Genomic DNA, 25,679 nt, shown 5'->3' with positions numbered 1-25,679 from the left:
GGTACGTCAGGTATTTTATAACAATTTGTCAACATAACTAAGGAGAGTAGGCGTGGCTCGTATTGCTGGCGTCAATATCCCGACAAATAAGCGTGTCATTATCGCGCTTCAGTATATCCACGGGATTGGACCAAAATTCGCTCAAGAAATTATTGAAAAGGTTGGCATTCCTGTGGGGCGTCGTGTGCATGAGCTTTCAGATGCTGAGGTGTTGCAGATTCGTGAGGCGATCGATCAGGGATATCAAGTTGAAGGCGATCTTCGTCGTGAAGTTGCTATGAATGTTAAGCGTTTGATGGACCTTGGTTGTTATCGTGGATTGCGTCATCGTCGGTCTTTGCCTGTTCGAGGACAGCGTACGCATACAAATGCTCGTACGCGTAAGGGACCTGCTAAGGCAATTGCTGGTAAGAAGAAATAAGGATCCTTGTGAGAGGTTTTTTATATATTCTATTTCCTGTTGAAGTCCGTTTAACAGGGAAAAGAAGGTGGAGCTGCTGATATTACGGCAGTGTTGAGATCGTTGAAAGGAAAATTATGGCCAAAGAAGCCACACGTGTTCGTCGTCGCGAACGTAAAAATATTTCATCGGGTGTTGTGCATATCAATTCAACATTTAATAATACAATGATTACGATTACTGATGCTCAGGGGAATGCGATTGCATGGTCGTCTGCAGGGGCTCAAGGGTTTAAAGGGGCGCGTAAATCTACACCTTTTGCCGCTCAAGTTGCTGCGGAAGATTGCGCGAGAAAAGCACAAGAACATGGTATGCGTTCTTTGGAAGTTGAAGTTTGTGGTCCGGGGGCAGGGCGTGAATCTGCTTTACGTGCGTTACAATCTGTTGGTTTTGTCATTACTTCTATTCGTGATGTAACACCAATTCCTCATAATGGATGTCGTCCGCGGAAACGGCGGCGTGTTTAATTGGGTGTTGTTTTTTGTTGTCGGAGATTTCTCTGATGTTCACATTGGTCGTTACGATTGAATGGTAACGGAACTAAAGAACGGGAATAAAAATATGATCCAGAAAAACTGGCAGGAACTTATTAAACCCAATAAGGTTGAATCATGTTCGCATGATAATCCGAATATTACAAGCGTAATTGCTGAGCCTCTGGAGCGAGGATTTGGTTTAACGTTAGGAAATGCACTTCGTCGTGTGTTGTTATCTTCGCTTCGTGGGGCTGCTATTACTGCTGTGCAGATTGATGGTGTCTTACATGAATTTTCATCCATTCCAGGTGTTCGTGAAGATGTGACGGATATCATCCTGAATATAAAGGAAATTGCACTTCGTATGGAAGAAGAAGGGCCTAAACGTCTCGTTGTTTATAAAGAAGGTCCTGGTGTGGTGAAAGCAGGAGATATTAATACCGTTGGGGATATGGAAATTCTCAATCCAGATCATGTTATCTGTACCCTTGATGAAGAGGCTGAAATTCGTATGGAATTTATTGTCAATACAGGGAAGGGCTATGTTCCATCTGATCGTAATTATGTTGATGATGGTCGTATAGGACTTATTCCAATTGATAGTCTTTATTCGCCAATTCGTAAAGTGTCTTATAAAGTGGAAAATACGCGTGAAGGTCAAGTTCTCGATTATGATAAATTGACGTTAACGATTGAAACAAATGGTGCTGTGAATGGAGAAGATGCTGTTGCTTTTGCAGCGCGCATTCTTCAGGATCAATTATCGTTATTTATTAACTTTGAAGAGCCGCAGAAGGAGCCTGTTGAAGAGGCGGATTCTGAACTTTCCTTTAATCCTGCACTTCTTAAAAAAGTCGATGAATTAGAACTTTCTGTTCGTTCGGCAAATTGTCTTAAAAATGATAATATTGTCTATATTGGTGATCTTATTCAAAAAACAGAATCTGAAATGCTTCGGACACCAAATTTTGGTCGTAAGTCATTGAATGAAATTAAAGAAGTTTTGGCATGTATGGGGTTACATCTTGGAATGGAAATTCCTGCATGGCCGCCTGAAAACATTGATGATCTTGCTAAACGCTATGAAGATCAGTATTAAAATTAGAATTTAAGGAGAGGGCTTATGCGCCATAGTAACTCAGGCCGCAAGTTGAACCGGACTGCCAGTCACCGTAAAGCGATGTTTGCAAATATGGCGACTTCGTTGATCGAGCATGAGCAGATTGTGACAACACTTCCGAAGGCTAAAGAAATTCGTCCTATTGTTGAAAAACTTGTTACTCTCGGTAAGCGTGGTGGTTTGCATGCGCGTCGACAAGCGATTGCCGCACTTCGTGATACAGAGAAAGTTGCAAAGTTATTTGATACACTGGCACCGCGTTATGCATCACGCAACGGTGGGTATTTGCGTATTATGAAAGCGGGGTTTCGTACCGGTGATAATGCCCCCATGGCTGTCATAGAATTTGTTGATCGTGATGTCGAAGCAAAGGGGGCAGCGGATCGTGCTCGTATCGAGGCTTCAGAGAATGAGAAGGGTATGTCCTCATAAGTTTTTTATTCTATTGCATTTAAAAAGGCCGCCTTTTCTTAGGCGGTTTTTTTTATGTGTATTTTTGAAGTTTTTTTTACTTGAAAAATAGTTGATGAGAGAAAATTATAGGATATTGAATTATTTGATTTTTATAATATTTACTGTTTAAATAGCTTGTTTTTATTCTCTATTATGAAATATTAATAGAGATCCTTCATTTGCGGGGTTGTTTTTTTAAATTCTATGAATCTTCAACAGAATGGGCTGATTTTATAAGGAGTAGGTTATGAGGTATTCTTTTTGGGTGCGGCTTTTTTTTGCGGTTATGATGCTGATATCGTTTGATCATATCTATGCTCATGTTCCTCAAACACAAAAAGAAATCACTCTTTCATTTGCTCCTTTAGTTAAAAAGACAGTTCCATCTGTTGTCAATATTTATGCAGCTCGACAAATTAGAGCACGCTCACCTTTTGAGGGTGATCCATTTTTTGAGCAATTTTTTGGTCGTTTGCAAAATAATTTTCCTGTCCGTAAGCAATCATCATTAGGGTCAGGAGTGGTTGTTGATGCACGTGGTTTGATTGTTACAAATTACCACGTCATTAAAGATGCAAGCGAAATTAAGATAGCTTTTTCTGATGGGCGAGAATTTGAGAGTAAGGTCGTGCTCAAAGATGAAGCAACGGATATTGCTATTTTGGAAGTTGATGTAAAAGATACTCAGTTTCCTGTTCTTCCTTTGGGGGATTCTGATACTGTTGAAGTTGGTGATCTTGTTCTAGCTATTGGTAATCCTTTTGGTGTTGGTCAAACGGTTACAAGTGGTATTGTTTCAGCACAAGCGCGTACACGTGTTGGGATTTCTGATTTTGACTTTTTTATTCAGACAGATGCTGCCATTAATCCAGGAAATTCTGGTGGCGCTTTAATTGATATGAAAGGTCAATTAATCGGAATTAATACGGCTATTTATTCACGTTCCGGTGGTTCTGTAGGGATTGGTTTTGCTATTCCAGTTAATCTTGTAAAAGTGATGCTTGATACCGTTAAACGCGGTGGAAAATATTTTGTGCCACCTTATATTGGGGCATCCTTTCAAAATGTTACATCTGATATTGCTAGTGGTTTAGGTTTAGAACGCCCCTATGGTGCTCTTATTATTGAAGTTATCAAAGACAGTCCTGCTGAAAAAGCTGGTTTGAAAGTAGGTGATGTTATTTTGAGTGTGCAGGGGGTGCGCGTTGATAGTCCAGATAGTCTTGGCTATCGTTTGATGACAGCGGACGTTGGCCATAGTCTTGCTTTAGAATATTTGCGAGGTGGAAAAACTTTAAAAACACAGATAAAGGTTGCATCGATATCGGAAACTGCATTTTTAAAATCTGAAAAAATTACAGGTGACAGTCCTCTTGCTGGTGCCGAAGTGTTAGATTTAACACCACAAAATAGTCGACGTTTTCATCTTCCTATATCGGCAAAGGGTGTTGTGGTTACCAATCTTGATGAAATGAGCAATGCTGCGGGAATTTTTCGTCCCGGAGATATTTTACGTGTTGTTAATGGCTATAAGATTCAAACAGTTCATCAGTTGAAAAAGATTCTTATGCAAACGCGTTCGCGTACTTGGCAATTGGAATATGAACGTGATGGTATGTATATTCGCCAATTTATTCGTTGAGGTTTTTTTTGAAGAAAGATTTTTTTACTTCATCGATTGATCCTAAAGTTAATAAAAATCAGCCACTTGCGGAAAGAATGCGTCCTTGTTCTCTCAATGACGTTGTGGGACAAAAGCATTTAATTGGAGAGGATGGTTTGCTTTCACGGATGGTGGCAGCGGGCTCAATTGGATCGATGATTTTTTGGGGGCCTCCAGGGACCGGAAAAACAACGGTTGCACGTTTATTGGCACTTGAAACAAATTTCGCATTTGAACAAGTTTCTGCTATTTTTACAGGGGTTTCTGAACTTAAAAAGATTTTTGAAGTTGCACAGAGGCGTTTTATGTCTGGAGATAAAACGCTTCTTTTTGTTGATGAAATTCATCGGTTTAATCGTGCACAGCAGGATAGTTTTCTTCCTGTGATGGAAGATGGTACGGTGGTCCTGATTGGTGCAACAACTGAAAATCCCTCTTTTGAACTTAATGCTGCTCTTCTTTCGCGTGCGCGGGTTTTAACATTTCTTTCTCATGATCATGAAAGTTTAGGCATGCTTTTGAAGCACGCTGAAAAGGTGGTAGGAAAGTCTCTTCCTTTGGATGATGGGGCCAGAGACGTTTTGATAGGGATGTCTGATGGTGATGCGCGGGTAGCATTGACATTAGCAGAGGAAGTTTGGTCTGTTGTGCGTCCCAGAGAGATTCTTAATGCTGGTGCGTTGCAAAAAGTTATTCAGCGTCGTGCACCCATTTATGATAAAGGACGAGATGGGCACTATAATCTCATTTCAGCGTTGCATAAATCTGTTCGTGGCTCTGATCCTGATGCGGCGCTTTATTATTTAGCACGTATGTTGGATGCTGGTGAAGATCCTCTCTATATTGGGCGCAGATTGGTTCGTATGGCTGTTGAAGATGTTGGTTTGGCGGATCCTCAAGCTCTTGTCATTTGTAATGCGGCAAAAGACGCCTATGATTACTTAGGATCACCAGAAGGAGAATTGGCTTTGGCACAAGCATGTCTTTATGTTGCAACTGCACCAAAGTCAAATGCGACATATCTCGCGTATAAAGCTGCACGGCGTTGTGCACAAAAAAATGGTTCTTTACCACCTCCTAAACATATCCTTAATGCACCGACGAAATTAATGAAGGAGGAAGGGTATGGAGAGGGTTATTGTTATGATCATGATGAACCGGATGCTTTTTCAGGACAAGAATATTTTCCTGAAAAACTTGGGCGCCAGAGTTATTATAAACCAGTTGAGCGTGGATTTGAGCGTGAAATTGTCAAACGTCTTGAATGGTGGAAACAATTGCGCAAAAAACGTAAAAATCAACCATAAAATTGGGATTGGAACACATTTTTTATTGATTTTGAATTTATTTTTTATTCCTCATGTCGTTGTATGAACTTTAGTTTATATTTTAAACACTTATTGCATTATCGTAGAACAATTTTTTGATCTCTTCAAAGGCATACCTTTTTATGGATTCAAATTTAGGAAATATGTCATTCAACTCTTAAAGCTATTTTATTTTTGTGGTTTTAATTGACTAAGATATTGATTATAATCGTTACTAACTGTTTTGTATATTGAATAACAGCTCAAATACTGTATGATATTTTCGTTCCAAATCTCATCAATTATAACCATTCGTTTGTATATTACATGCTGGATTGACATGTGATAAAAACTCTACAAGAAAAAACTAAAAATGACTCTTATGAAGAATTTCAAATGTCGAGAGCCCTTGCAACATTGAGGGGCTGGGAAAGTGTGTGGTGGTGTAATGATCGTGGTGCTGAGTTGTTCCAAGCGTAAAGAGGTTGGTACTCAAGATTTTGCATACACCATTTCACGAGTGCTGTCGCAAAATGGGTGTAGCGAGTGTTGAAAGCCCCCTTTTAAAAACAAGTGCGTGAATATGCAAACACAAAGGTTTCTGTTCTTTGATGCAGTAGGGGTGGTTTTGATTAATGAGGCGTTTTTATGTGATTAAGGGGGTGTTTTTTCTTAGGGGCAAGGGGTAAGCAGGAAGGTTAAACATTGTGTTGAAATTTAAATTGTTACTTTTCTAGAGAGAGATAAATGTGTTAATTTACTCTCTTATAGAAAGTATTATTTTATTTTGAGTTTATGTTGTGTCATAAGATAGGGAATGTCAGTTCTTTATTTTGCTGGTCATGATATGTTATAGACATAACGTGGGGATAGAAGTGAAAATAGTCTGTGAAAATCTAAACTCAAGGCTTTAGTTAAATTAAAAGGGCAATATACACTTTAAGTGTTAGATTATTATGAATCGGTCAAGGATATAATCGTGGATAAAACAAAAGCTCTCGATGCTGCTCTCTCACAAATTGAACGTTCTTTTGGTAAAGGCTCGATTATGCGTCTTGGGCAAAAAGAGCAAGTTGTTGAAATTGAAACCGTTCCAACAGGATCATTATCCTTGGATATTGCTTTAGGGATTGGTGGGTTACCCAAGGGGCGTATTGTGGAGATCTATGGACCAGAAAGTTCTGGGAAGACAACATTGGCGCTGCATGCTATTGCTGAGGCTCAGAAAGGAGGGGGAATTTGCGCTTTTATTGATGCTGAACATGCGCTTGATCCTATCTATGCGCGTAAGCTTGGTGTTGATTTAGAGAATTTATTCATTTCTCAGCCAGATACTGGTGAACAGGCGTTGGAAATTACAGAGACGTTGGTTCGTTCTGGTGCTGTTGATGTGCTTGTTGTGGATTCTGTTGCAGCTTTAACACCGCGAGCAGAAATTGATGGTGAAATGGGTGATGCTTTACCAGGATTACAGGCGCGATTGATGAGCAAAGCTTTGCGCAAACTCACAGCTTCTATTTTTCGCTCTAACTGCATGGTGATTTTTATTAATCAAATTCGCATGAAAATTGGTGTGATGTTTGGTTCGCCTGAAACAACAACGGGGGGAAATGCTTTAAAGTTTTATGCTTCTGTTCGTTTGGATATTCGTCGTATTGGCTCTATTAAAGATCGGGATATGATTGTTGGTAATCAGACGCGTGTTAAAGTGGTGAAGAATAAGTTGGCTCCTCCCTTCAAACAGGTTGAGTTTGATATTATTTATGGGGAAGGGATTTCCAAGCTAGGTGAATTGATTGATTTAGGAGTCAAAGTGGGTATCGTAGAAAAATCTGGCTCGTGGTTTTCTTATAATTCTCAACGCTTAGGACAGGGACGTGAAAATGCAAAACAGTTTTTACGCGAACATGCAGAAATAGCGGCAGAAATTGAAACGGCTTTGCGTCAAAATGCTGGTTTGATTGCGATTGAGTTGTTAGAAAATGCAGGATCTGAAAATACGGAAGGTGATGAAGTCCTTTGATAGACCGTTTTTTCGTCTATAATTTTTTTTATTTAAGATGTTTTCTGTTTTTATTTTTTTGAGTTTTTAAATATACAGTTATTTTTTTCTCAATTTTTTTAATAAATATTCCGTTCTTTGATTAAATTGACTCCATGCGTGGCAAAGAGGATATTTAATGGGGGGATTTTTCTTTTAAGGTTTTTGCGGTATTCTGCAGGTGTAGATATGAATAGTGTTAATAATATCCGGTCAACATTTTTGGATTATTTTCATCGTCATGGGCATCAAGTTCTTTCTTCTAGCCCCCTTGTTCCACGCAATGATCCTACACTCATGTTTACAAATGCAGGGATGGTGCAGTTTAAAAATGTTTTTACGGGACTTGAACAGCATCCTTATAAAAAGGCGACAACAGCACAAAAATGTGTTCGTGCGGGTGGAAAGCATAATGATCTTGATAATGTTGGCTATACGGCACGCCATCATACATTTTTTGAAATGTTGGGGAATTTTTCTTTCGGCGATTATTTCAAAGAAGAGGCCATTTTTTTATCATGGGATCTTTTAACAAAAGAATTTTGTCTACCAAAAGATAAATTGTTGGTAACCGTTTATCAAAGTGATGATGTTGCTGCTGAATTATGGCGTAAAATTTCAGGCCTTCCCGATGAAAAAATCATTCGTATTGCGACAGCTGATAATTTTTGGTCAATGGGAGAAACAGGTCCTTGTGGTCCCTGTTCGGAGATTTTTTATGATCATGGTGATGAAATTTTGGGTGGTCCCCCTGGAAGTGTGGATGAAGATGGTGATCGCTTTATTGAGATTTGGAACCTTGTGTTTATGCAGTATGAGCAGCTTTCTAAGGAAGACCGTGTTGACTTGCCTCATCCTTCTATTGATACCGGTATGGGGTTAGAGCGTATTGCGGCTGTTTTACAGGGTGTTCATGATAATTACGACATTAATCTTTTTCGTGGATTAATTGGAGCATCAGAAGAAATTACAGGGGTTGAGGCAAAGGGTGATTTTATTGCCAGTCATCGTGTGATTGCTGATCATCTTCGCTCGTGCGCATTTTTAATTGCCGATGGTGTTCTTCCTTCCAATGAGGGAAGGGGATATGTTTTACGTCGCATTATGCGTCGTGCTATGCGTCATGCACATCTTCTTGGTGTTAAAGAACCTTTAATGTGGCAGCTTTTGCCTGCTCTCATTCGTGAAATGGGACAAGCTTATCCTGAATTGGTGCGGGCTGAATCTTTGATTTCTGAAACTTTAAAATTAGAAGAAATACGTTTTCGTAAAACGCTTGAACGAGGACTGGGTTTGTTAAATGAAGAAAGTGCAAAGCTTAAAGAAGGGGATCACTTAAAGGGTGATGTTGCTTTCAAGCTTTATGATACCTATGGTTTTCCACTTGATTTGACGCAAGATGTTCTTCGGCGTCGTGGAATATCTGTTGATGTTGATGCCTTTGACAAAGCAATGGAACGCCAGAAAGAGGAAGCTCGTGCTCATTGGTCGGGTTCAGGTGAAGCTGTCACGGAGACAATTTGGTTTTCTGTTCGTGATCAGGTTGGGGGTACAGAATTTTTAGGGTATGAAACAGAAAAAGCTAAAGGTATTCTTACAGCTCTTGTGCGTGATGGTAAAATTGTTGATGAGGTTTCTTCAGGGCAGAAAGCCATTCTTGTGTTAAATCAGACTCCTTTTTATGGTGAATCTGGTGGACAAATTGGTGATAGCGGTATCATTTCTAATGAAGGTTTTATTTTTGAGGTGTATGATACGCAGAAAAGAGCTGATGGTGTTTTTATTCATCTTGGAGAAGTTAAATCTGGTCATGCTAAGATCTCTGATTGTGTAGAATTAACCGTTGATGGTGTTCGTCGTAAAAAAATTCGTGCGAACCATTCTGCTACCCATCTATTACACCAAGCTTTACGGCAAATATTGGGATCTCATGTTACTCAAAAGGGCTCTCTTGTGTCGCCAGAACGGTTACGTTTTGATTTTTCTCATCCAAAAGCTATTTCGGCAGAAGAATTGAAAAAAATAGAAGATTTAGCAAATGAGATTGTTTTGCAAAATAATAAAGTGACAACGCGCCTTATGGCTGTTGATGATGCAATTTCTGAAGGAGCAATGGCACTTTTTGGGGAGAAATATGGAGATGAAGTTCGCGTTGTTTCTATGGGAGAGTTGCTTGAAAAGGAAGACTTAAAAAGGTCTTGGTCACTTGAGCTTTGTGGAGGAACACATGTGGAAAGAACAGGGGATATTGGTTTGATTCATATTGTTTCTGAAAGTTCTGTTTCAGCTGGAGTGCGCCGTATTGAAGCTTTAACAGGTGCTGCAGCGCGTCTTTATCTTAGCCGCCAAGATGTACGCATCCGTGAAATTGCAGATCTTTTAAAAACTTCTTCTTCTGATTTAGAAGAACGGGTGAGAGTTTTGCTTGATGATCGTCGTAAACTTGAAAAAGAATTGAATGATGTGCGTAAGAAAATGGTGTTGAGTGGGGGAATAACAGAAAGTGGTCAAAGTGATATTACTATTATCAATGAACTTTCTTTTATGGGACGTGTTGTAAATAATATTCCACCACGGGATCTTAAAGCACTCGTTGATTCTGGTAAAAAACAAATTGGATCTGGAGTGGTTTCTTTTATTAGTGTTTCGGAGGATGGCAAGGGGAGTGCTGTTGTTGGTGTTACGGATGATTTAACGGATAAGTTAAACGCTGTTGATCTCGTTCGTATTCTTTCATCTGTTCTTGGTGGGAAAGGCGGTGGAGGGCGTCCTGATATGGCGCAGGCTGGTGGTCCTGAGGGAACCAAAGCTGATGAGGCATTTGCAGCACTAAAAGATTTTCTAGAAAAATTTAAAAAGTAAAAAATTTCCTTATCGGTTTTTTTTTACATTGGTATGTTAGATTGGCGTATAAAAATCACGAATATCTATCGAGTGGATTGCTGAAATATAGATACAGTATTATTGAGAGAGAGATAAAATCATCAAGATAAAAAAGGGGGGTGTTAGCAAGATTGTGTTGTGCTTCATGCTTTTGTTTATGATGTAGACGAACCATATCTTTCATAAAAGAAAGTATCTATTATTTTGATTTTAAAAGAAACATCTCTATCCTATTTTACAATAGGAATTGTGAAGAGGATAACGCAAGATTTATTGCAAAACAGCTTCTTAAGCTTATGAAGTTGTAAGCTGTCGCTTTTTTGCTTTCAAATTGCTTAAATTATTGCTCGCTCTTTATAAGAGGCTCGTTTTTTAGAGCCGTTTTATTGGTTTCCTTTGCGGCTCATGTGTAAGAGAATAGATTTTTCTTGCAAGTTATGGAACGTAAATTAAACAGATAAATACTGCACAAAACTAAATATTTATATTAATTCAAGTTTTTCTCTGTGCATTTGCTGCATTTAAAATAGATTATGGCATTCTTAGAAATTTTTGCTTACCCACGAACAGAGCATTTTTGCAATGTTTTGCATTGAGAGGTTTTTTTGCATAAGATTTGTGAAGAGTGTTATTTTTATGATGCTATGGCTTCATGTAAGGGGATGATGTTTTCATTTTCTCCTTCTCTTTCTGGTGGCGTGATTGTTAAATTGCTTGCTTTTAAAAATTTAGAGAAACGGCCCCCTTTATCGATCAATTCTTGAAAGCTTCCTTTTTCAATTAAATAACCCTGTTCCAGAAAGAGGATCACATCAGCATTGCGTATTGTTGAGAGGCGATGTGCTATAATGAAAGTGGTGCGGTTATGGCTTATGCTCTCAAGAGCATCTTTGACACGTGCTTCTGTTTCAACATCAAGAGCGCTTGTTGCTTCATCGAGAATGAGAATGGGGGCATTTTTTAAAACAGCACGTGCAATTGCTAACCGTTGTTTTTCTCCACCTGATAATCGAGTTCCTCGTTCGCCCACCATTGTATTATAACGATCAACTTTTTTTAGAATAAAATCATGAGCTTCTGCTATTTTTGCTGCTTCATAAAGCTCTTCGTTTGTTGCACTTGCTTTTCCTATTGAGATATTTTCATGAATACTGCGGTTAAAAAGACCTGCATCTTGAAACACTGTCGCTAGAGATTTTCGTAAAGATTCGCGATTGATTGAGCGTATATTTATTTCATCAATGGAGATATGTCCGAAGGTAGGGTCGTATATGCGCTGCAATAAATTGATTAATGTTGTCTTCCCAGCTCCTGTTGGTCCTACAATCGCAATAGTTTGCCCTGCTTCCACTTTAAAGGAAATGTCAAAAACACCTTGAGAAGAATTTGGAAATTTATAGGTAACGTGGTGAAATTGTATGGCGCCCTTAACATTTTTGAGGGAAGGGAGATTTTGTGGTTCGTTGATATTAAAGGTTGAGTCTTCCATTTCAAAAAACTCTTGCAGCTTTGCTTGTGAGGATATCGCGCAATTAATAAAGTTGCTCATTTGGTCTAGACGGCTAATCATGAGTTGTGCAAATCCGACAAAAGCAACGACTTCACCTACCCTTAATTGATCTCTTGCAACAAAAAAAGCTCCAAGGAGAAGAACACAAACGATTGAAACTGTTGAAGCCATTCTATTTAAGCCACTGGCGAGCGCCCACCAATTGAGAACAGGATTTTGTGCTTTAAGAAGGTCATTTGTATGTTGGTACAGTATGGATGTTTCTTCTTTTATTCGATTATAACTTTGTACAATAGAAACATTAGAGATTGAATCACTAACATGTTTAAAAAGGTTATGATGATAGCATTCTACAGCGGCTTGTCCGTCTTTTGTTTTTCGCATCACTAAACGGGCAATTAAGACATAGATGATGGCAAGTACAATTAAGACTATTGAAAGACGCCAATTCATGTTAAAGGCTGTGGGGATGAGAACCAATAAGGCGACAAGTGTTGAAAGATGTTGACGCATAAAATCAAGCCATATGGTTGACATGGCGTCTATTGCACGCAAAAGTGTATGGAGTGCGTTGGACGTTCCGCGTTGTTGATGCCAAATTAAAGGCATGGCAATGATACGTTCAAAAGATTCTGTTAAAACCGTTAAACGGAGTCTATGGGCTAAGCGGTCCGCACCACGAGCAACAAGGACATAAGCGATGATATGGGAAAGGCCAAAACAAACCCAAATGGCAAGGGTAGGGATGATTCCTGATTTTTCTGTAATGGAATCAATAACGTGTCCAAATAAAATAGGTTCTGCAATGGTGATAATCGCTAACATAACATTAGCGTTACAGATTAAAAGAGATGCATTTTTTTCTCTCTTTAGGTAAGTGAGAACACGTGCATAGGTTTTGAATAAGGACACTATTAATGATCTCCATTCGCTGTTAAGCGTAAAAGCTACTGATTTTTATAGACTCAAATTTCTAACTAATAAAAATTGAACGTTAAGAAAAGGCAATTTTGGATACTCATTGTAATATGGTGTGATAAAGCCAACGAGCATATGAATTTTTGTGTTTATAAAGGCGCAAAAATAGATCAATAAAATTATCAGAAAAAAAATATTAGGTAGGGAAAATTATCAGGTAAGGGAACTTTCATGGCTGGTGTCGAAATAAAAAAGGTTGAGACAGACGAAAATGGAATGCGTTTAGACCGTTGGTTTAAAGTGCATTATCCAGGACTTGCATTTGGTGCTTTGCAAAAATTGTTGCGTTCTGGACAGATACGGGTTAATGGTGGACGTGTTAAAGCTGATACGCGCCTTTGTATGGGACAGTCTGTTCGTGTTCCACCTCTTCCTCTTGATGATACGATAAGTCTTCCAATAACGGATAAAACACTTCGTGGTAAAGATGATGGAACTGTTTTGAAAAAAATGCTGCTTTATGAAGACCCAAAGGTCTTTGTTTTTAACAAACCAGCAGGCCTTGCTGTACAAGGAGGCTCTGGTTTAACACGTCATATAGACAGTATGCTTGAGGTATGGCGCAATAAAAAAGGTGAAAAGCCGCGTTTAGTTCATCGCCTTGATCGCGAGACATCAGGAGTGCTTATTGTTGCCCGCTCTAGGGGAGCTGCACAGGCCTTAACAGCTGCTTTTAGAGAACGGGAAACAAAAAAGACTTATTGGGCGTTGGTTCGGGGTGTTCCTAAAAAAAAACAGGACAAAATTTCGACATGGATGGTTAAGGAAATGACCGCACAAGGTGACAAAATGCGTGTTTGTGACCATGGGGAACCCGATTCACATCATGCAGTTTCCTACTACCGCGTTTTAGAGTCGCGTGGGCGGGCTCTTTCGTGGCTTGAAATGGAACCTTATACGGGGAGAACACATCAGCTCCGTGTGCATGCTGCCCATATGGATCATCCTATCATTGGCGATTCAAAGTATTTTTTTTCTGATAGTAATTGGACATTACCAGGAGGCATTCAAAATCGCCTTCACCTTCATGCACGTCGTATTCGTATTCCTCATCCTTCAGGAGGCATCTTGGATATTGTTGCACCTTTACCCCCTCATATGGTCCAAAGTTTTAATCTTTTGTCTTTTAATGAGCGTGACGCTGAAACAGAATAATTTATCTTTATTTGTTCTTTTTGGTTGGTGCAAATTTTGTCTATAAATTTGATTAAGATGGATAGGGTATCATTTGTAAAGAGCCTTAGTAATCGCTATAAGAAAATTGTGTTTTTGAGTAATGAATTTTCAAATATCATAAATTTTCTTCCTACAGTTTTTTATTTGATTGTATTGTTATTTCTAGATAAGGTGTATCTTTAATAATCTTGGGCTTATGAAGCTGTTCCTTTGAATTATCTACAGAGGTCATATATTGGGGAGGCACGTTTGTAAGGGGGATGAATGAGATAAAATCTGAAGGATATTGACTGAAACAGTAATGGCAATTTTTGATTTTTTCATGGAAAATAATTGAAGACTTTTACAGGAACTCTTAGGGGGGAAGCAGCTTTTCAATAAATTATTGTTTTCAAGGAAGTTTATCCTATTAGTGGTGGGGTTTGGTATATTTATAGATTTATGCTTTTTACCTTTGCTTATACAGTGAAACTTATCAGAAAAGTATTCCTTGCAATGATTAATTATTCTTCTGTTTGTTTCTTTGAAAGATTATCTTTCACAAAAGAAGAAATAAGTTTTTAGTATTTTAATACTTCAGTGAAGTGAATTCATCACATTGAAGAAATGTGCCCCATACCAAAAGTCAGATAGAAAGCATCAGGTGTGTTTTAGTGTTCTAAGGATGGCATGAATACTTTTGTTTTTTCCAGTGAAAAAACAAATATTCAAAGATTGTGGAAATGTTCCAAGAGGGGATAAGTTGAAATGAGGAATGACTAATGGGATCATTATTGATTGACGTTAAGAGCGTCTCAAAAATATACCGCAGCATAAACAATGCAACGGGTTTTACCAATAAAGTTTTTTCTCTTTTCAAGCCTACTTATGCAAAATATCAGGCGCTAAAAGAGATCAGTTTTACCTTGTGTTCAGGGCAAGCACTCGCAATTGTTGGTCCTAACGGAGCGGGAAAATCAACATTGATTAAAATACTTTCTGGCATACAAGCTTCTGATGAGGGAGATGTTAAAGTTTTAGGCGTTAATCCCTATAACGCCAAAAAAAATCTGTTCAAGTCTCTGGGCGTTGTCTTTGGTCACAAAAATTGCTTATGGTGGGATTTACCCCTACGTTATAGTCTGGAAATGGCGCGCCCCTTATATAACCTTGAGCCAAGCTCTTTTCACCGTGATCTTAAAGAAATTACCGAGCTCTTGAATATTGAGCATATCATGGATAAGCCAGTGCGTATGCTAAGCCTTGGTGAGAGAGTCAAAAGCGAATTAGCGTTTAATTTATCCTTTAGACCTCGATTATTATTTCTCGATGAGCCAACGATTGGTCTTGATATTACATCTAAATATGAAATCAGGGAGTTGCTTAAAAAACTGAAAAAAGAGCAGTCTATAGGATATATCATCACCAGTCATGACATGGGAGATATCGATGGTTACGTTGACGATATTCTTCTTTTGCATAAAGGAAAAAAACAGTTTCATGGCGCTATTGATACGTTGAAAGAGATGATCGCCTCAAGTGTGAGAATAACGCTTTTTTGTGAACATTTACCAACAGCTTCACCTCTTATAAAGGATATTGATGAACTGGCAATAAAATTGTCCACTCCTTTAAAAGAGAAATACTTTAATGATGAAAAATGTACACTAGAGATTTCACTCCCGCGTGAAGATGTGCCACGTTTTATCAGAGAAATCGCAACAGAATTTAACTGCCCCTTCTCTGTATCCACCCCCTCACTTGAAGAGATGCTTCGTGTTAAATTTAAAGAATTTCTCTAATCATTGCTTTGCTCTCTTTCTTTTTGCCAAGAATGGATTGCTTACAATCCTTAGTGACAGAGCCATGTTTTTTACCGATATCGTTATGGGGACGCTCTCGCCCTTCGTGATTCAACTTCTGTTGTGGAATGCACTTTTTTCTGACACAAACGATAGTATAAACGGTTTTGGCTTTCATGATATGATGTATTATTATGCCTTTGCCTTAATTTTCTCACGTTTAAATAATGGTTATGGACTTATTCAATCTTTCTCTCAGCATGTTAAAGACGGGAAGTTAGAAGTCTATCTCACCAAACCATTCAGTTACATGATGCAAATGCTATTTACCTTTTTGGGTGAAAGTGTACTCTATGCCGTGCCGTTACTCGCTATTTTTGCTGTAAAGCTTAGTTTATCCTCTGAGAGTATTTTAGCATTGCTTATAGCTTTCCTGCTATTTTTTCTCATTGTTGTTTTCTCACAATTGCTGTGCTTTTTTCTCTCCTTTGCTATTGCCTTATTAAGTTTCTGGGTGATTGAATACAATATTTTGCTCTCTTTTAGTATTCTCAGTTCAGCCCTTCTTGGTGGCACCCTTTTGCCTCCTTCTTTTTGGCCAACATGGCTCATTCCATTGATGCAGTTTAATCCTTATCGTTTTACCATCTCAGCGCCTGCTGAATTTCTTTCCACGCATGATCTGAAAGTGTTTGAGCAATTTATTGTGGGGTGTGTTTTTTATATTTTGTGTCTTTTATTCTTCATTCATATTGCTTGGAAAAAAGGAATGAAAGCCTATCATGGAGCAGGGGGATGAGGTGAAAAAGATCGTTTATTTTATCAGCATGAATGTGCGCCGACAAATTGTTTACGGTAAAAATTTCACGGGAGAATTTATTCTTTCTCTGTGCTATTATTTTATTCAATTCATCTTTATTGATAAAATCTCTTGTTTTTCAGGTAGCATTGGGAACTATAGCAGAGATGAAATTCATCTTATCTTTGTTGTTTTCATTTTGCTTGGGATATTTTTGAATATTTTTACCACTTCTATTGAAACATTTTTTGAAAAAGTTGCAGAAGGGAAAATTGAAGTTTATCTGACAAAGCCAGTTTCAATTTGGCTGTTAATCCTGTTTGGCTGGTGTAAACCTCTTTATTTGATTAAGTTCTTTATTGTTTGTGCCAGTGCTTATTCATTTGTCTCGATACCAGATATGTCAGAGATAAAACTAAAATGGTTTTCTTTTATCGTTGCAATCATTTGTGTCTTTATCGTAAATTTATGTTTTTTCATGATGTTCAACTTTATAACATTCATAACTAGCCGTAAGATGCCCGTCGCCTATTTTCATGCAATGCTTTACCAACTTTCCTTTATCCCCATAGCAATTTATCCCTTAAATCTTGTAAAATGGTTGCTGTTTCTGCAGCCTCTAGCTTTTTCTGCTTCTCTCCCAGTGTCACTCCTGCTTGGTAAAAATGAATGGAATATCGGATATCTTCTGTTGAGCACTTTTCTTTCCATTGCCATGACTTTTATGGTCTACAAGAAAACAATGCCTAAATTTAATGGATTAGGGGGATGATATAAAAGTTTGCCTAATTTATAAAAATGAAAAATTGAGTGAATAATTCTATTGTGCTGTAAAATATTATTATTTACGCTGGCTGTGTGATGTAGGGAAAACATGTAAAAACATGTACATGGTTTTTTAGATATATTGATGCATAAAATCAGCTGTCATATGTTTCTGGTGATTAGTACTAAATAGTGTATTTGTGATATAGCGATTGAAAAGATTGAGAACTTTTTCATGTATCATTCATATCTTTTTACCAAACTTTTTGAAAATTATATAAGGCAGAAAAAATAAATTCTGTGGCGATATTCGCATTTATAATGCCCCTTTTATTCTTCAGTTTTGTTACTACTTTTTCCATTAACAATGCATGAATAACATGCAGATCTGCTTTAAAGTTTCATATAGAATTATCTAGTTAACCTCTCTTTTGATTTTTTATTGCATAGCTCGTATTGGTGTATAAAAATGTATTCGAGACAACATAAAATTACAAAAATAAATTTTTGATTGGGCATATAAAATACGGATTACTACAGATCAAAAAATTTATGTATATCAAAGTTACTTAAGTTGCTTCCTCTTCAAAACGTGCATTTGAGTTAAGTTTTGTGATTGATAGCTTTTCTAAGATGAAAATATGGATATCAATGGATATCTATGAAGTTTGTATATCCACTTAAAAAATAAACGATAATGGTTTTAGGGCTATGGTGGATTTCATTGTTGTAAACTGAAGAAATATAATGCTGAGTATTACAAATATTAATAAGAAAATACTTTTATTAGGTGTCATTAATTTTTTTATTTTATCTTTGTTAGAGAGGGAGGTTATCTATTATCTACTTCTTGCGTTTATCTTAAAATCATGGAGTAATATCAAAAACCATGATACTAGATGATAATGAAATTAATATGCAAGTTATTCCTCGATTTTGTAGAAATAAATGACTGTAAAATATTTCAAAGTTATAATGGCTTTACAGATTTAGATTGAGAGAATATATAAATATCATTTCTCTTATCTTATTTCATTTATTTTTTTCAAATAAAGGCTTAAACTTGTTCTTATGCTAAATTTTATTTAATTAGCTATTTATTCTCAATTTATAATAAGGATAAACTATTATTTAATAATAATTAAATAAATTATTTAAATAAATATCTTACTATTTTATATAAAAATAAAAAATCATTTTGTGTAACTAAAAAACAACAATATAATATTTTTTTGTATTTTAAAATTTAATTATATATAATTTAAAAAAATAAAAGTATAATAAAAACAATAAATTAATTATATTTTATCACTATATTATATAATTTAAAAACACATATTAAATAATTGACATAATTAAATAAATATGTATTGTATAAATAATAATTATTATATAATATAAAATGACATTTAAAATAAAATTATTTTAAAATTTTATGTTATATTCTTCTTTTCAGAAGATAAATAGACATTATCGGTAGATGATGCGGTATTTTTTGTTTAGAGGGTACAGTAAAGATAATTTATTTTACTAAATAGTATATAGGTGGTTATAATGAAAATATTTAAGCATTGTATATTGTATGTTGTTGCAATGGCTATTTTCTTTTCACAGGTTTTGGGTGCGAATGCCGATTCTTTAAATAATCGATTTCAAAATATTGGTTTCATTTCTGTAATGACACAAGAAAATGGGGTTAATAAAGCTGTTAATATGATTATGAGCCAATTTGGAGGACAAAGGGCTGACAAAAATGTCCAAAAGGTTGCGGCTTTAATGGGAATGGAGGCAGCGATTTTTGGTTTAATCGCATATCTTGTATATTTCTTTACGAGAAAGCCACCCAGTCCAAACAGAGCGACAGGTGGGAGAACATTTGATGCTCTTGCTCATAGCGCATGGGCTCTTAATCCTTGATGAACTTTAAATTATTCTATTATTGGATGTTTTATATTACATAAACCGTGATTAAACATCACGGTTTATGTTTTTAGTGCTATTGATAAATTTATTCTTTTATATCATTAAGATGTTGTATGTAGGATGGCAGAATAGGGCGCATTAAATTTAAATAATCAGCTAGCTTTTAAAGTTAATTAAATTTTTTCTCTTTAAAACATGCATAATGCATATGCTTTAATTGAGATACTCATAAACTTTATGTATCTACTTAAAAAACACAGAGTAATACAATCTTATGGTTATGTGGATTTGCTTTTTAATGACTGAAAAAGCATACTGATGCGTCTCACAAATATTTGAAAAAATGCTTTTATTGAAAGCGTTTTGTCTCTTTGTGGTTTACAATTTTTTTTATCATTTTATCCTTAAGCAAAGAGAATGTGGATTCATTTCTATTTCTCTGTTTTATCTGAGAAAGGTGGAGTTATACGAATGTCAAAAAAAGTCATGATCGTGGAAGATAATGAGCTTAATATGAAGTTATTCCGTGATCTTGTAGAAGCGAGTGGCTATGAAACTGTTGAAACACGTAATGGTCTTATGGCACTAGATTTGGCGCGTTCATCGATGCCATCTCTTATCCTTGTGGATATCCAGTTGCCAGAGGTTTCCGGAATAGATGTCATTAAACAATTAAAAGAAGATGAGGAATTGAGATCAATCCCTGTTGTTGCTGTAACAGCCTTTGCTATGAAGGGGGATGAGGAGCGAATTCGAGCAAGTGGATGTGAAGAATATATGTCAAAGCCTATTTCTGTTCCTCATTTTATTGCAATGGTGAAACATTTTGTGGATTAAAGCTCTTTTTAAGTGATGATAGAAAAAGGTATTGAAAGGCTTACGGGGTTGCTAAAGTTATTGTGCAAATATTTTTGTGTTTTAGCGGGAATATATTTTAGTTTCCAAAACAGACTTTAAAAATTGAAAAGAGTTTTTTATTTTTTGGTTTATGTTTCTTACTTTTTGTTTTAAGAGAAGTTGTTGTTTTATACTCTTATTCTCTTCTAAATGGTATAAGATTTTTTCCTGCATTCATCTAAAAGTCTGTTTTAGCAGGGCGAAAAAAGCCCCGATGAAAACGGGGCTCTATATATTGCAAAAATATTGAAATTAACGTTTCGAAAATTGGAAAGATCGACGCGCTTTTGCTTTACCGTATTTTTTACGTTCAACGACACGGCTATCGCGGGTAAGAAATCCCCCTTTTTTCAAAATTGGGCGAAGCTCTGGTTCGTAATAGGTTAAAGCTTTGGAAATACCATGACGTACTGCACCAGCTTGTCCAGAAAGACCTCCACCTGCAACGGTTGCAATAATATCAAATTGGGTATCCCTATTTGTTGCAACAATTGGTTGACGAAGAATCATTCTCAAAACAGGACGAGCAAAATATTTGTCAAATTCTTTGTTGTTAATGGTAATTTTTCCAGAACCTGGTTTAATCCATACGCGAGCAACAGCATCTTTACGTTTTCCTGTTGCATAGGCACGCCCTTGTGAATCAAGCTTTTGCACATGGACAGGAGCGGTATTTTCATGAGCTTCCACAGTATTTGTTACGACACTGAGCTCAGCAAGAGAATTAATTTCAGCCATAATCAAGCAATCCTTTTGTTTTTGCGGTTTAAAGCACTAACGTCAAGAGACTCGGGCTGTTGTGCTTCATGCGGATGTTGGCTTCCAGCGTAAACACGGAGATTCTTCAATTGACGGCGACCAAGGGGACCACGCGGAATCATACGTTCTACAGCTTTTTCAACAACGCGTTCAGGAAAACGTCCTTCGAGAAGCTGACGCGCTGTACGTTCTTTGATTCCACCAATATAGCCGGTATGCCAATAATATTTTTTATCTGTATATTTTTTACCGGTAAGAGCTATTTTATCGGCATTGATGATAATAACATTGTCACCATCATCAACATGTGGCGTAAATGTAGCTTTATGTTTGCCACGTAAGCGGTTTGCAACAAATGTGGCAAGACGACCTAAAACAAGGTTTTCTGCGTCAATAATAACCCATTTTTTCACCACTTCAGTTGGCTTTTGTGAAAAAGTTGCCATACGAAGTATCCTTTAATTAAAGCCCCTGTAGTATGAGGGCATTTTCATTGTTTGCGTTGAAAATTGTTAGCACAGCGAAGTATTTAACGCGTATTAGCTGCTCTGATATAATGTCTTTTGATTGACGTCAAGAGAAAATAAAAACTTTATAAAACAGCATGTTATTGTTGAGGTATCATGATACCTTATATGAGAGGTCTTTATGTATATTATGATTGGGGTAAATGGGGCAAAAGACAATTTTATCTTTAAAGCATGATTGTATTTTATTCACCTTCATTATAAAATAAATAGCAATGCAGCTGTCTCGTTATTTTCTCAATGTTGAATCTTCTGCTTGTGGTCAAGCTTGGCTAGATGCTCTTGATATTCAAGGGATAAATAATGCACGTGCGATTTCTCAAAAATTTGGTTTTCCTGATCAGTTAGCACGAGTTCTTTCGGCAAGAGATGTGGATGAAACTGAAGCTGTTGCTTTTATTAATCCAACATTGCGCATGCTCATGCCTGATCCAGAAAGTTTTGTTGATATGCAATGCGCAGCAGAGCGTATCATTAAGGCTCTTCTCAACCAAGAACAGGTTGCTGTTTTTGGTGATTATGACGTTGATGGCGCTTGTTCATCGGCACTTATAGCGCGTTTTTTTCGTTATTTTGGGATTGAAGTTAAAATTTATATTCCTGATCGTATTGTTGAAGGCTATGGACCGAATGAACAAGCTATGAGGATGCTTGTGCAAGAAGGCGCCCGTTTAATTATCACTGTTGATTGTGGGGCGAACAGTTCAGAAGCCGTCAAAGCAGCAAGACTGGCAGGTGCTGATGTTGTAATTTTAGATCATCATCAAATGTCAGAGGTTCATCAAGAAGCCGTTGCTCTTGTTAATCCTAATCGCCCTGATGATTTTTCTGGACAAGGGCATTTATGTGCAGCAGGTGTTGTCTTTGTTACGTTAGCTTGGGTTCATCACTTGTTGCGAAAAAAACAATTTGAAGGGATGTTGCCTGATCTTCTCAGTATGCTTGATCTTGTTGCCTTGGCAACCATATGTGATGTTGTTCCATTGCAGGGTGTTAACCGTGCTTTTGTAATGAAAGGACTTCAAGTCGCTCGTTCTATGCATAATCCTGGGGTCGCTGCTTTAACAAAGGTTGCACGGATAGGCGAACCGCTTAATAGTTTTCATTTAGGTTTTTTGTTAGGTCCTAGAATTAATGCAGGAGGACGCATTGGCGACCAAGCGTTGGGGGCACGTTTGCTCAGTTGTGAGGATAAAGATGAGGCGGACAGAATAGCAGAACAATTAAATCAACTTAACCAAGAACGCCAAGAAATGGAGAACATTCAATTAGCGCAGGCCGAATCTTATATTGCTTCTCTTTATCAAGATCAAGAAACACCATTGTCACTTGTCATTTCTCATAAAGAATGGCATCCGGGGATTATTGGTATTCTTGCTTCCCGCCTCAAAGAGCGTTTTTTTTGTCCTGTTTTTGCTATTGCATTGAAAGAAGATGGAAATGGTGTAGGGTCGGGACGCTCAATTAGCGGCATAGATTTAGGGGCACTTGTTCGTGAGGCGGTTACACTGAATTTGTTAGAAAAAGGAGGGGGACATAGTATGGCAGCAGGCATTACAATTCAATCAACAAAAATTGAAAGCTTTCGAAAATGGCTAGAAGAAAAAGTTTCTGGCATGGTTTCACAATTGCATGCAAAAAAGTCCCTTAGTATAGATGGTTCTCTTTCTGCTTCTGGTGTTAATCAAGCACTATTTGAGTTGCTTGAAAAGGCAGGACCTTTTGGGACAGGAAATGCAACACCTGTTTTTGTTCTTCCCTCTCATCGATTAATGAACCTATCTGAAGTTGGTAAAGGACACCTTCGCCTCATTGTATCTAACGCGGAAGGAAAAAAACTGCAAGGAATAGCTTTTCGTGCTGTAGGGACTGCACTTGGAGATTTTTTGTCGAAAAATATTGGGGAAATGATTCATTTAGCTGGTCATCTTAGTTTGAATTATTGGAATGGCACGATCAATCCGCAACTGCGTGTGATTGACGCTGCTGCAGTAGTTTAAATGAGATATTTTTTACATTAGATGTCTAAATTAGAAGCAAAAGTAGAATTTTCTTGTATGAAACGAAATCGTGCTTCTGGTTTTGTTCCCATGAGACTTTCTACAGTCTTTTTTGTTTCTTGCATTTCCACAGAATCAATAGAAACACGAAGCAATGTACGTTTTTGGGGATGCATCGTCGTTTCTTTAAGTTGTTCTGCACGCATCTCACCCAGTCCTTTAAAACGACCAATTTCAATTTTCGCTTTTCCCGTAAATTCAGTTTTGAGCAATTCATCCTTATGGATGTCATCGCGTGCATAAGCAACTTTTCCGCCTTGCGATATTCTATAAAGGGGAGGGACGGCGAGATATAAATGTCCCTGATGAATAAGATCAGGCATTTCTTGAAAAAAGAAGGTAATAAGCAATGATGCAATATGAGCACCATCAACATCTGCATCTGTCATGATGATAATACGTTCATATCTGAGATCTTTTTCACGATATTTAGAGCGTGTTCCACAACCAAGAGCAAGGATAAGGTCGCTAATTGTTTGGCTTGAGCTCATTTTTTCATGGGCAGCACTGGCTACATTGAGGATTTTACCGCGAAGAGGTAAAATTGCTTGGTTTGTTCTATTTCTTGCTTGTTTAGCAGATCCCCCTGCAGAATCCCCTTCAACAATGAATAATTCAGCACCTGTAGCATGGTTTTGGCTACAATCTGCAAGTTTACCGGGCAGACGTAATTTACGGACAGCTGTTTTTCGACTGATTTCTCTATCTTGGCGGCGTCTAACACGTTCTTCAGCACGTTCAATAACCCAGTCAAGAAGTTTTGTTGCTTCTTGAGGGGAATTGGCTAACCAATGATCAAAAGGATCGCGGATTGCATTTTCAACGATACGTTGCGCTTCGATTGTTGCTAGTCGATCTTTTGTTTGTCCAACAAATTCAGGATTTTTTATGAAAACTGAAAGTATTGCAGCCGTTGAAATCATAATATCGTCTGATGTAATGATCGCTGCGCGCTTGTTTCCTGTTAACTCAGCGTAAGATTTTAAGCCACGCAAAAGAGCTTGACGCAGTCCTGTTTCGTGTGTTCCTCCTTCTCCGGTGGGAATAGTATTGCAATAAGATTGCACACAAGGATCTCCACCATGCCAAGCGATGGCCCATTCAACACAGCCATGACCATTATTTTGTTGTGTTTTTCCAGAAAAAATTTCTGACGTGACGCGATATTCATCTTTTAATGATGTAAGTAAATAGTCTTTAAGCCCATGGGGAAAATGAAAAACAGCCTTTTCAGGAATATTTTTTACGCCTTCAAGTATGATGGGATCACAAGTCCAGCGAATTTTTACACCGCCAAAAAGATAGGCTTTGGAGCGCGCCATCTGATAAATTTTTTCCGGATCAAAAGCTGCTTTTTCACCAAAAATTTCACCATCAGGATGAAAACGAACACGTGTACCACGACGATTGTAAACATCTCCCAAATCTTCTAATCCAGATTGAGGAATACCACGTGAAAAACGTTGGCGGTAAAGTTTTCGTTCTCGTGCAACCTCAACTTCCATATTATCTGACAGGGCATTGACGACAGAAATTCCTACTCCATGAAGTCCGCCCGCAGTTTGATAAGCTTTTCCATCAAATTTTCCTCCGGAGTGGAGTTGTGTCATAATAACTTCTAGAGTTGATTTGTCAGGCATTTGAGGATGATTTTCGACAGGAATACCACGTCCATTATCTGTAACGGTTATATAACCGTTCTTATCTAATGAGACCTCAATGGAGTCTGCATAACCAGCAACAGCTTCATCCATCGCATTATCAATAATTTCGGCAAATAAATGATGAAGCGCTTTACTGTCTGTTCCACCAATATACATTCCAGGGCGTAAACGTACAGGCTCTAAACCTTCAAGCACGCGAATAGAGAGGGCATTATAGTCGTCTTCTTGTGTATTTTTTGCACTTTTTTTTGAAATCATCGCTTTTGATTTCGTTGGAGACTGCAGAGTGCTTTCTTTTGTATTGACCCTAGATTGGGCTTTATTTAAAATACTAAAAAGATCCTTGTTGTTATCGCTCATAGCGTTTAACTATCCACCTCATAAAACAAAATATTTATTAGCATAAATTTTATGCCTGTTTTTTATTTAAAAATCAA

The 25,679-nt window shown here is 37.4% G+C and carries 19 protein-coding genes; 15 read left to right on the top strand and 4 right to left on the bottom strand.

From position 1 onward, the window contains the following. The first annotated feature begins 52 nt into the window (after positions 1 to 52). The 8 genes from rpsM (at position 53) to alaS (ending at position 10,382) form a co-directional block, all read left to right on the top strand. On the top strand, positions 53 to 421 hold the full coding sequence (rpsM, locus tag T429_RS0106030) for a 30S ribosomal protein S13 (RefSeq protein WP_005773292.1): 369 nt from the start codon (positions 53 to 55) through the stop codon (positions 419 to 421). 116 nt (positions 422 to 537) lie between these two features. Continuing rightward, on the top strand, positions 538 to 927 hold the full coding sequence (gene rpsK, locus T429_RS0106025; RefSeq protein WP_005773294.1) for a 30S ribosomal protein S11: 390 nt from the start codon (positions 538 to 540) through the stop codon (positions 925 to 927). A gap of 94 nt (positions 928 to 1,021) precedes the next feature. Continuing rightward, positions 1,022 to 2,035 (top strand): DNA-directed RNA polymerase subunit alpha, encoded by a 1,014-nt coding sequence (locus T429_RS0106020; protein WP_005773295.1) that lies wholly within the window; start codon positions 1,022 to 1,024, stop codon positions 2,033 to 2,035. 24 nt (positions 2,036 to 2,059) lie between these two features. Further along, positions 2,060 to 2,488 (top strand): 50S ribosomal protein L17, encoded by a 429-nt coding sequence (gene rplQ, locus T429_RS0106015; protein WP_005773296.1) that lies wholly within the window; start codon positions 2,060 to 2,062, stop codon positions 2,486 to 2,488. A 268-nt stretch (positions 2,489 to 2,756) separates the two neighbouring features. After that, positions 2,757 to 4,151, top strand: coding sequence for a DegQ family serine endoprotease (locus T429_RS0106010; RefSeq protein WP_005773297.1), 1,395 nt, complete (start codon positions 2,757 to 2,759; stop codon positions 4,149 to 4,151). An 8-nt stretch (positions 4,152 to 4,159) separates the two neighbouring features. Continuing rightward, positions 4,160 to 5,479, top strand: a complete 1,320-nt coding sequence (locus T429_RS0106005) for a replication-associated recombination protein A (protein WP_005773298.1) — start codon at positions 4,160 to 4,162, stop codon at positions 5,477 to 5,479. A gap of 979 nt (positions 5,480 to 6,458) precedes the next feature. Further along, on the top strand, positions 6,459 to 7,502 hold the full coding sequence (gene recA / locus T429_RS0106000; protein WP_005773299.1) for a recombinase RecA: 1,044 nt from the start codon (positions 6,459 to 6,461) through the stop codon (positions 7,500 to 7,502). Positions 7,503 to 7,709: 207 nt separating this feature from the next. Beyond that, entirely contained in the window at positions 7,710 to 10,382 is a 2,673-nt protein-coding gene (gene alaS / locus T429_RS0105995; RefSeq protein WP_005773300.1) for an alanine--tRNA ligase, read from the top strand. A 655-nt stretch (positions 10,383 to 11,037) separates the two neighbouring features. Here the strand turns inward: alaS and T429_RS0105990 are convergent. After that, entirely contained in the window at positions 11,038 to 12,825 is a 1,788-nt protein-coding gene (locus tag T429_RS0105990) for a glucan ABC transporter ATP-binding protein/ permease (protein WP_005773301.1), read from the bottom strand. A gap of 237 nt (positions 12,826 to 13,062) precedes the next feature. On the opposite strand from T429_RS0105990, the gene T429_RS0105985 reads away from it, so the two are divergent. From T429_RS0105985 to T429_RS0105960, 6 genes are all read left to right on the top strand, one after another. Then, entirely contained in the window at positions 13,063 to 14,046 is a 984-nt protein-coding gene (locus T429_RS0105985; protein ID WP_005773302.1) for an RluA family pseudouridine synthase, read from the top strand. Between the two features lie 782 nt (positions 14,047 to 14,828). Further along, complete coding sequence (locus T429_RS0105980) at positions 14,829 to 15,848, top strand: ATP-binding cassette domain-containing protein (protein ID WP_005773303.1); 1,020 nt, start codon at positions 14,829 to 14,831, stop codon at positions 15,846 to 15,848. A gap of 64 nt (positions 15,849 to 15,912) precedes the next feature. Beyond that, positions 15,913 to 16,647 carry an ABC-2 family transporter protein gene (locus T429_RS0105975; RefSeq protein WP_034456020.1) on the top strand — a complete coding sequence of 245 codons (735 nt, stop codon included), beginning with the start codon at positions 15,913 to 15,915 and terminating at the stop codon, positions 16,645 to 16,647. Then, positions 16,631 to 17,419, top strand: coding sequence for an ABC-2 family transporter protein (locus tag T429_RS0105970; protein WP_005775200.1), 789 nt, complete (start codon positions 16,631 to 16,633; stop codon positions 17,417 to 17,419). Before T429_RS0105975 ends, T429_RS0105970 begins: the two co-directional genes overlap by 17 nt. A gap of 1,547 nt (positions 17,420 to 18,966) precedes the next feature. Beyond that, positions 18,967 to 19,329, top strand: coding sequence for a hypothetical protein (locus tag T429_RS0105965; protein ID WP_005775202.1), 363 nt, complete (start codon positions 18,967 to 18,969; stop codon positions 19,327 to 19,329). Between the two features lie 477 nt (positions 19,330 to 19,806). Further along, complete coding sequence (locus T429_RS0105960) at positions 19,807 to 20,172, top strand: response regulator (RefSeq protein ID WP_005775203.1); 366 nt, start codon at positions 19,807 to 19,809, stop codon at positions 20,170 to 20,172. A gap of 312 nt (positions 20,173 to 20,484) precedes the next feature. On the opposite strand, the gene rpsI is transcribed toward T429_RS0105960, so the two are convergent. Next, a complete protein-coding gene (gene rpsI / locus T429_RS0105955) occupies positions 20,485 to 20,970 on the bottom strand; it encodes a 30S ribosomal protein S9 (protein ID WP_005773309.1) in 486 nt (161 codons plus the stop codon). A 2-nt stretch (positions 20,971 to 20,972) separates the two neighbouring features. Beyond that, complete coding sequence (rplM, locus tag T429_RS0105950; protein WP_005773310.1) at positions 20,973 to 21,437, bottom strand: 50S ribosomal protein L13; 465 nt, start codon at positions 21,435 to 21,437, stop codon at positions 20,973 to 20,975. A 296-nt stretch (positions 21,438 to 21,733) separates the two neighbouring features. On the opposite strand from rplM, the gene recJ reads away from it, so the two are divergent. Next, positions 21,734 to 23,518 (top strand): single-stranded-DNA-specific exonuclease RecJ, encoded by a 1,785-nt coding sequence (gene recJ, locus T429_RS0105945; RefSeq protein ID WP_005775204.1) that lies wholly within the window; start codon positions 21,734 to 21,736, stop codon positions 23,516 to 23,518. Positions 23,519 to 23,535: 17 nt separating this feature from the next. Here the strand turns inward: recJ and parE are convergent, their stop codons facing one another. After that, complete coding sequence (gene parE, locus T429_RS0105940; RefSeq protein ID WP_005775205.1) at positions 23,536 to 25,602, bottom strand: DNA topoisomerase IV subunit B; 2,067 nt, start codon at positions 25,600 to 25,602, stop codon at positions 23,536 to 23,538. Positions 25,603 to 25,679: the final 77 nt, after the last annotated feature.

Source organism: Bartonella elizabethae F9251 = ATCC 49927, from assembly GCF_000518165.1.
GTDB lineage: Bacteria > Pseudomonadota > Alphaproteobacteria > Rhizobiales > Rhizobiaceae > Bartonella > Bartonella elizabethae.
This window is presented reverse-complemented; position numbering and strand designations above follow the sequence as displayed.

Coding starts and splice junctions, on each gene's coding strand:
- rpsK (WP_005773294.1), top strand. CDS start 538: ATGGCCAAAGAAGCCACACGTGTTCGTCGTCGCGAACGTAAAAATATT.
- T429_RS0106020 (WP_005773295.1), top strand. CDS start 1,022: ATGATCCAGAAAAACTGGCAGGAACTTATTAAACCCAATAAGGTTGAA.
- rplQ (WP_005773296.1), top strand. CDS start 2,060: ATGCGCCATAGTAACTCAGGCCGCAAGTTGAACCGGACTGCCAGTCAC.
- T429_RS0106010 (WP_005773297.1), top strand. CDS start 2,757: ATGAGGTATTCTTTTTGGGTGCGGCTTTTTTTTGCGGTTATGATGCTG.
- alaS (WP_005773300.1), top strand. CDS start 7,710: ATGAATAGTGTTAATAATATCCGGTCAACATTTTTGGATTATTTTCAT.
- T429_RS0105985 (WP_005773302.1), top strand. CDS start 13,063: ATGGCTGGTGTCGAAATAAAAAAGGTTGAGACAGACGAAAATGGAATG.
- T429_RS0105980 (WP_005773303.1), top strand. CDS start 14,829: ATGGGATCATTATTGATTGACGTTAAGAGCGTCTCAAAAATATACCGC.
- T429_RS0105975 (WP_034456020.1), top strand. CDS start 15,913: ATGTTTTTTACCGATATCGTTATGGGGACGCTCTCGCCCTTCGTGATT.
- T429_RS0105970 (WP_005775200.1), top strand. CDS start 16,631: ATGGAGCAGGGGGATGAGGTGAAAAAGATCGTTTATTTTATCAGCATG.
- T429_RS0105965 (WP_005775202.1), top strand. CDS start 18,967: ATGAAAATATTTAAGCATTGTATATTGTATGTTGTTGCAATGGCTATT.
- T429_RS0105960 (WP_005775203.1), top strand. CDS start 19,807: ATGTCAAAAAAAGTCATGATCGTGGAAGATAATGAGCTTAATATGAAG.
- rpsI (WP_005773309.1), bottom strand. CDS start 20,970: ATGGCTGAAATTAATTCTCTTGCTGAGCTCAGTGTCGTAACAAATACT.
- rplM (WP_005773310.1), bottom strand. CDS start 21,437: ATGGCAACTTTTTCACAAAAGCCAACTGAAGTGGTGAAAAAATGGGTT.
- recJ (WP_005775204.1), top strand. CDS start 21,734: ATGCAGCTGTCTCGTTATTTTCTCAATGTTGAATCTTCTGCTTGTGGT.
- parE (WP_005775205.1), bottom strand. CDS start 25,602: ATGAGCGATAACAACAAGGATCTTTTTAGTATTTTAAATAAAGCCCAA.